This is a genomic window from Inquilinus sp. OTU3971 (genome assembly GCF_038440215.1).
The window spans coordinates 55,907-62,410 of sequence record NZ_JASATH010000022.1 but is presented as its reverse complement, the minus strand read 5'-3'; the positions used below and the strand labels follow the sequence as shown (position 1 = coordinate 62,410).

Sequence of the window (6,504 nt, the reverse complement as noted above, 5' to 3'; positions counted from 1 at the left end):
CCCCCCCCGCCCCCCCCCCCCCCCCCCCCCCCCCCCCCCCCCCCCCCCCAGCCCCCTCCCCCTGCCCCCCTCCCGCAAGGGGAGGGGGGACTAAAAGATTCGCTTCCAAGATGTGTGAATCCGACAGCTCCTGCGGGAGGAGGAGAATAAACGAGGTCACGCCTGCGAACGCCTTCACGCCGTCTCCGCGGCCTTAATCCCCAGCTCCTCCTCCATCGCCTCTCTCATCCGGAACTTCTGGATCTTGCCGGTCACGGTCATCGGGAAGGCGTCGACGAAGCGGATGTAGCGCGGGATCTTCTGGTGCGCGATCTGGCCGTCGCAGAAGCCGCGCACCTCCTCCGCGGTCAGCGACTCGCCCTCGCGGACCCGGACCCAGGCGCAGAGCTCCTCGCCGTATTTCGGGTCGGGCACGCCGAACACCTGCACGTCCTGGATCTTCGGGTGGCGGTACAGGAATTCCTCGACCTCGCGCGGATAGACGTTCTCGCCGCCGCGGATCACCAGGTCCTTGATCCGGCCGACGATGTTGCAGAAACCCTCGGCGTCCAGCACCGCCAGGTCGCCGGAATGCATCCAGCCGGCGGCATCCACCACCTCCGCCGTCTTGTCCGGCTGGTCCCAGTAGCCGCGCATCACCGAATAGCCGCGGGTGCACAGCTCGCCGCGCTCGCCGCGCGGTACGATGCGCCCCTCGGGGTCGACGATCTTGACCTCGAGATGCGGGTGGATCCGGCCGACGGTGGCGACCCGCCGCTCCAGCGTGTCGTCGACCGCGCTCTGGAAGCTGACCGGGCTGGTCTCGGTCATGCCGTAGCAGATGGTGATCTCGCCGATGTTCATCTGGCCGACCACCCGCTTCATCACCTCGATCGGGCAGGGGGAGCCAGCCATGATGCCGGTGCGCAGGCTGGAGAGGTCGAACTCGCCGAAGCGCGGATGGTCGAGCATGGCGATGAACATGGTCGGCACGCCGTAGAGCGCGGTGCAGCGCTCCTCCGCCACCGTGGCCAGTGTCGCCAGCGGGTCGAAGCCCTCGCCCGGATAGACCATGGCGGCGCCGTGGGTGACGGCGGCCAGGTTGCCCATGACCATGCCGAAGCAATGGTACAGCGGCACCGGGATGCAGATCCGGTCCTGCTCGCCCAGCGCCAGGCCGCGCCCGACGAAATAGCCGTTGTTCAGGATGTTGTGGTGGCTGAGGGTCACGCCCTTGGGCGAGCCGGTGGTGCCGCTGGTGAACTGGATGTTGGCCGGGTCGTCGAATTGCAGCGTGCCGGCGAGCTGCCGCAGCCGGTCCCGCTCAATCTCGCCGCCAAGGCCGGCGACGCTGTCGAAGGGGATGGTGCCGGGGTTGGAGCCGCCGATCTGGATCACCGCACGCAGCGCCGGCAGCTTCGCCGCCCGCAGCCTTCCCGGCTCGGCCGTCGCCAGCTCCGGCGCCAGGGTGTTCAGCATGCCGAGATAGTCGCTGGTCTTGAACGCGGTGGCGGTGACCAGCGCCGCGCAGCCGACCAGCTTCAGCGCGTATTCCAGCTCGGCCAGGCGATAGGCCGGGTTGACCGTGACCAGGACCAGCCCGGCCTTGGCGGCGGCGAACTGGGTCAGCGCCCATTCCGCCCGGTTCAGTGACCAGATGCCGATGCGGTCGCCGGGCTGCAGGCCAAGCGCCAGCAGGCCGCCGGCGAAGGCCTCGGCCCGCTCGGCGAGGTCGCGCCAGCTCCAGCGGATGCCGAGGGCCCCCTGGGCCCGGTCGATCAGCGCCGGCCGGTCGGGCCAGCGTGTGGCGGCGCGGTCCAGCGCCTGGCCGATGGTCTCGCCCAGCAGCGGCGCATCGGCGATGCCGCTGACATAGCTCGGTCCGCTGACCATGGCGCGCCTCCCGATCCGCCTCGCCGTTTGCGGGCAGTCTAGCGGTCGGGCACCCGCTTGCGCAGGCCGAAAATGCCCTGGCGCGGGGCGGCTACTCGATCCAGCCGCGCACGTCGTTGGCCGCCACCAGCGCCTTGTCGAAGGCGCGGAGGTCGAAGCGGCGGGCCTCATCCTCCTCGGCGGCGGTCAGCGGGTCGTTGCGCCGCATCTCCGCCTCGGCCGTCGCATCCTCGCCTCGCCGCAGCAGCTCCGTGGCGTGCTTCCAGTTGAGCCGCTGCCGCGGGCCCGGGCCCGAGCCGGTCTGCGCCCAGTCGCGCAGGCCGATGCAGAGGGAGGTAAACAGCAGCAGGCCGGGATCGTCGTTCGATTCCTGGCTCATGGGGACTCCAAGCGATTCTGTTCCGGAATGACATGGCCCGGAGCCGCGCAGGGGCAACCGAAGCCTGTGGGCAGGCCGTGCCGGCCCATTCGCCGCCCGGACTAGCGCAGCCCGGATGCGGGCGTCAACGATTGATGACGGCATCCGGGCTGCCGGGCGGGTCGCCCAGCGAAGGATCGCGAGGGGATGGGGAGGGCGCCGGACGCCCTCCCGTCACCGCATCAGGCCGGGGTGGCGGCCGGGGAGGTGATCATCCAGGACACGCCGAAGCGGTCGGCCACCATGCCGAAGCGCGAGGCGAAGAAGGTCGGGGCCATCGGCATCTGCACCTGGCCGCCATCGCCCAGGGCGGCGAACACCTTCTCCGCCTCGGCATCGGTCGGCATCTCGAGGGCCAGGGAGACGCCCTTGAACTCCGGCTTGCCCTGGCACATGCCGTCGGAGGCGAACAGCGTCGTGCCGCGGATGGTGACGCAGGCATGCATCACCTTCTCGGCCATGTCGGCGGTCATCGGGCCGCAGCCTTCCTGCGGCTGCGCATCCGGCTGGGGCGGCGCGTCCTTGAAGCGGAGCAACTGCTCGACCTTGGCGCCGAGGGTGCGCGTGTAGAATTCGAGCGCCTCGTCGCAGCGCCCGTCGAAGAACAGATAGGGCTTGATCGCCTGGGAAGCGGCTAACATGGCGGTGTTTCCTCTCCTGGGTCTGTGCTCTCGGGCCGGCACGGCAAAGGCCGGCGCCGATCCAAGGACGAGGCGCGGCGCTGCGGTCCGACAGCGCCGCGCCATTATTTTTTCGATGCGCAATCAGGCGCCGGAGGCATGTTACGCCATTGACCCCGCAGCGGCCAAACATGTCGCCCTTTATGCATGATTTCAGCGGCTTGGCACTCCGAACCTGAGAGTGCCAAAATTTTTGAGGAAGGTTCTTGAAGCCGATTTTCGACCTTCCTATGTCGGCATCCGTCGGGCCGGCGCCCCTGCATTTCAGCGGCGCCGTCCGTGACCACATGACGCCATTGGCAAGACAGGAGTCCGCAATGACATTCCGTCCGCTGCACGATCGCGTAGCCGTCCGGCGTCTCGACAGCGAGGCGAAGACCAGGGGCGGCATCATTATCCCCGACACCGCCAAGGAGAAGCCGCAGGAGGGCGAAGTGGTCGCCGTCGGCCCGGGGGCGCGGGATGAGCGCGGCCAGCTCGTGCCGCTCGATGTGAAGGTCGGCGACCGCGTGCTGTTCGGCAAGTGGTCGGGCACCGAGGTCAAGGTCGACGGGGAAGACATCCTGATCATGAAGGAAAGCGACATCATGGGCGTCCTGGAAGGCGCCACCCTGCGCCAGGCTGCCTGATCCGCCCACGTGGTCGTGTTTCGTTGAGGAGGAATGAACATGGCTGCCAAGGATGTGAAGTTCGCCACCGATGCGCGCGAGCGGATGCTGCGCGGCGTCGAGATCCTGGCCGATGCGGTCAAGGTCACGCTCGGGCCGAAGGGCCGCAACGTCGTGCTCGACAAGTCGTTCGGCGCGCCGCGGATCACCAAGGACGGCGTCACCGTCGCCAAGGAGATCGAGCTTTCCGACAAGTTCGAGAACATGGGCGCGCAGATGGTGCGCGAGGTCGCGTCGAAGACCAGCGACCTGGCCGGTGACGGCACCACCACCGCGACCATCCTGGCCTCGGCGATCGTGCGTGAGGGCGCCAGGGCTGTCGCCGCCGGCATGAACCCGATGGACCTGAAGCGCGGCATCGACAAGGCGGTCGAGGCCGTCGTCGCCGAACTCAGAGGCAAGGCGCGCAAGATCACCCGGAACGACGAGATCGCCCAGGTCGGCACCATCTCCGCCAATGGCGACGCCGAGATCGGCAAGTTCCTGGCCGAGGCGATGCAGAAGGTCGGCAATGAGGGCGTGATCACGGTCGAGGAGGCGAAGAGCCTCGACACCGAGCTCGAGATCGTCGAGGGGATGCAGTTCGACCGCGGCTACGTCTCGCCCTACTTCGTGACCAATCCGGAGAAGATGCGGGTCGAGCTCGATGACGCCTATGTCCTGATCCACGAGAAGAAGCTGTCTTCGCTGCAGGCGCTGGTGCCGCTGCTCGAGACGGTGGTGCAGTCGGGCAAGCCGCTCTTGATCATCGCCGAGGACGTCGAGGGCGAGGCCCTGGCCACCCTGGTGGTCAACAAGCTGCGCGGCGGCCTGAAGGTCGCGGCGGTCAAGGCCCCGGGCTTCGGCGACCGCCGCAAGGCGATGCTCGAGGACATCGCGGTCCTCACCGGCGGCACCGCGATCTCCGAGGATCTCGGCATCAAGCTCGAGAACGTCACGCTCGAGATGCTAGGCCGCGCCAAGCGGGTGGTGATCGAGAAGGAGAACACCACGATCGTCGACGGCGCCGGCGCCAGGAAGGAGATCGAGGGCCGCTGCAACCAGATCCGGGCACAGATCGAGGAGACCACCTCGGACTATGATCGCGAGAAGCTGCAGGAGCGTCTGGCCAAGCTGGCGGGCGGCGTCGCGGTGATCCGCGTCGGCGGCGCCACCGAGGTCGAGGTCAAGGAGCGCAAGGATCGCGTCGACGACGCGATGCATGCCACCAAGGCCGCGGTGGAGGAGGGCATCCTGCCGGGAGGCGGCGTCGCCCTGCTGCGCGCGGCCAAGACGCTCGACGCCCTGACCTGGGACAATGACGACCAGCGGACCGGCATCGACATCGTCCGCCGTGCCCTGCAGGCGCCGGCGCGGCAGATCGCGCTCAACGCCGGCGAGGACGGATCGCTGATTGTCGGCAAGGTGCTGGAGTCCGGCGAGCACGCCTTCGGCTTCGACGCCCAGGCCGGCGAGTATGGCGACATGTACGCCAAGGGCATCATCGATCCGGCCAAGGTCGTACGCGCCGCGCTGCAGGACGCGGCGTCGGTGGCCGGCCTCCTGATCACCACCGAGGCGATGGTCGCCGAGCTGCCGAAGAAGCCGGCGGCCGAGGCTCCGGCGCCCGGTGCGGGCATGGATTACTGAGGCGTGGCTGGTCGGCGGGGACGCTGCGAGCCTCCCCGTCGCCAGCGGCCGGTTTCATCGATTCCATTGGATATCGCTTCGGAGGTATCGCGATGGTTCGTCGCACTCGTCCAGGCCGGTTCCGGACAGCCGCCGGCTTCGGGGCGGTCGCCCTGGCCCTCGTCCTGTCCGGCGCGGCGGCACCTGCCGCGGGCACCCTGCCGCCCTTTGCCGGCCCGCAATTCAATTCGGTCGCGCCGATCCTGCAGCAAGCGACGCCGGCGGTGGTGAACATCGCCGTCCGCGGCCATGTGCGGGAGCGGAACCCGCTGTTCCAGGACCCGTTCTTCCGCCGCTTCTTCGACATGCCGGAGGTGTGGAGCGCGAGGTCCAGTCCGCGGGATCGGGCGTCATCGTCGACGCCCGGCAGGGCTACGTCCTGACCAACAGCCATGTGGTGGACGACGCCGACACGATCGAGGTCACCACCAAGGACAACCGGCGCTTCACCGCCAGGCTGGTCGGGCGCGACCCGGCGACCGACATCGCCGTGCTGCAGATCCCCGGCAGCGCCACGCTGACGGCGATGCCGTTCGGCGACAGCGGCCGGCTACAGGTCGGCGACTTCGTTGTCGCCATCGGCAATCCCTTCGGGCTGGGCCAGACGGTGACCTCGGGCATCGTCAGCGCCCTCGGCCGCAGCGGCATCGGCCGCAATGGCGGCTATGAGGACTTCATTCAGACCGACGCCTCGATCAATCCCGGGAATTCCGGCGGCGCGCTGGTCGACCTCAACGGCCGGCTGATCGGGATCAACACGGCGATCCTGTCCTCCACCGGCGGCAATGTCGGGATCGGCTTCGCCGTGCCGATCAACATGGCGCGCGCCGTGATGGACCAGATCATCCGCAACGGCTCGGTCCAGCGCGAGCGGATCGGCGTCTCGATCCGGGATCTGACGCCCGACTTGTCGCGATCGCTCCATCTCGACCGGACCGGCGGGGCCGTCGTCGTCTCGGTCGATCAGCGGTCGCCCGCGGCGCGTGCCGGGCTGCGGGCGAATGATCTGGTCGTCGCCATCGACGGCCTGCCGGTGAGAAATTCATCGGAGCTTCGGAACAAGATCGGCCTCACGCCGGTTGGAAACCGCGTCGAACTTACTATCGAGCGGGACGGCAGGACCCAGACCCTCGCGGTCGAGGTGGCGCCGAGCGGACGCTCGTGATCAGCATGCCCCGGTCTCGGGGCCCTGGAGGAG

7 protein-coding genes are annotated in these 6,504 nt (G+C 68.7%); 4 read left to right on the top strand and 3 right to left on the bottom strand.

Going from position 1 to position 6,504, the window contains the following annotated elements:
- Positions 1-174 precede the first annotated feature (174 nt).
- The 3 genes from AAHM41_RS08255 to AAHM41_RS08245 form a co-directional block, all read right to left on the bottom strand.
- Complete coding sequence (locus AAHM41_RS08255; protein ID WP_342236046.1) at positions 175-1,872, bottom strand: AMP-binding protein; 1,698 nt, start codon at positions 1,870-1,872, stop codon at positions 175-177.
- 91 nt (positions 1,873-1,963) lie between these two features.
- Positions 1,964-2,251 (bottom strand): hypothetical protein, encoded by a 288-nt coding sequence (locus AAHM41_RS08250; RefSeq protein WP_342236045.1) that lies wholly within the window; start codon positions 2,249-2,251, stop codon positions 1,964-1,966.
- Positions 2,252-2,472: 221 nt separating this feature from the next.
- Positions 2,473-2,931, bottom strand: coding sequence for a VOC family protein (locus AAHM41_RS08245; protein ID WP_342236044.1), 459 nt, complete (start codon positions 2,929-2,931; stop codon positions 2,473-2,475).
- A 356-nt stretch (positions 2,932-3,287) separates the two neighbouring features.
- Here AAHM41_RS08245 and AAHM41_RS08240 point away from each other — a divergent pair, with 356 nt between their 5' ends.
- The 4 genes from AAHM41_RS08240 (at position 3,288) to AAHM41_RS08225 (ending at position 6,471) form a co-directional block, all read left to right on the top strand.
- A complete protein-coding gene (locus AAHM41_RS08240) occupies positions 3,288-3,599 on the top strand; it encodes a co-chaperone GroES (RefSeq protein WP_342236050.1) in 312 nt (103 codons plus the stop codon).
- Between the two features lie 39 nt (positions 3,600-3,638).
- Positions 3,639-5,267, top strand: a complete 1,629-nt coding sequence (gene groL / locus AAHM41_RS08235) for a chaperonin GroEL (RefSeq protein ID WP_342236043.1) — start codon at positions 3,639-3,641, stop codon at positions 5,265-5,267.
- Between the two features lie 92 nt (positions 5,268-5,359).
- Entirely contained in the window at positions 5,360-5,689 is a 330-nt protein-coding gene (locus tag AAHM41_RS08230) for a hypothetical protein (protein ID WP_342236042.1), read from the top strand.
- Positions 5,623-6,471, top strand: a complete 849-nt coding sequence (locus tag AAHM41_RS08225; RefSeq protein WP_342236041.1) for a S1C family serine protease — start codon at positions 5,623-5,625, stop codon at positions 6,469-6,471. Before AAHM41_RS08230 ends, AAHM41_RS08225 begins: the two co-directional genes overlap by 67 nt.
- Positions 6,472-6,504: the final 33 nt, after the last annotated feature.

Coding starts and splice junctions, on each gene's coding strand:
- AAHM41_RS08250 (WP_342236045.1), bottom strand. CDS start 2,251: ATGAGCCAGGAATCGAACGACGATCCCGGCCTGCTGCTGTTTACCTCC.
- AAHM41_RS08230 (WP_342236042.1), top strand. CDS start 5,360: ATGGTTCGTCGCACTCGTCCAGGCCGGTTCCGGACAGCCGCCGGCTTC.
- groL (WP_342236043.1), top strand. CDS start 3,639: ATGGCTGCCAAGGATGTGAAGTTCGCCACCGATGCGCGCGAGCGGATG.
- AAHM41_RS08245 (WP_342236044.1), bottom strand. CDS start 2,931: ATGTTAGCCGCTTCCCAGGCGATCAAGCCCTATCTGTTCTTCGACGGG.
- AAHM41_RS08255 (WP_342236046.1), bottom strand. CDS start 1,872: ATGGTCAGCGGACCGAGCTATGTCAGCGGCATCGCCGATGCGCCGCTG.
- AAHM41_RS08240 (WP_342236050.1), top strand. CDS start 3,288: ATGACATTCCGTCCGCTGCACGATCGCGTAGCCGTCCGGCGTCTCGAC.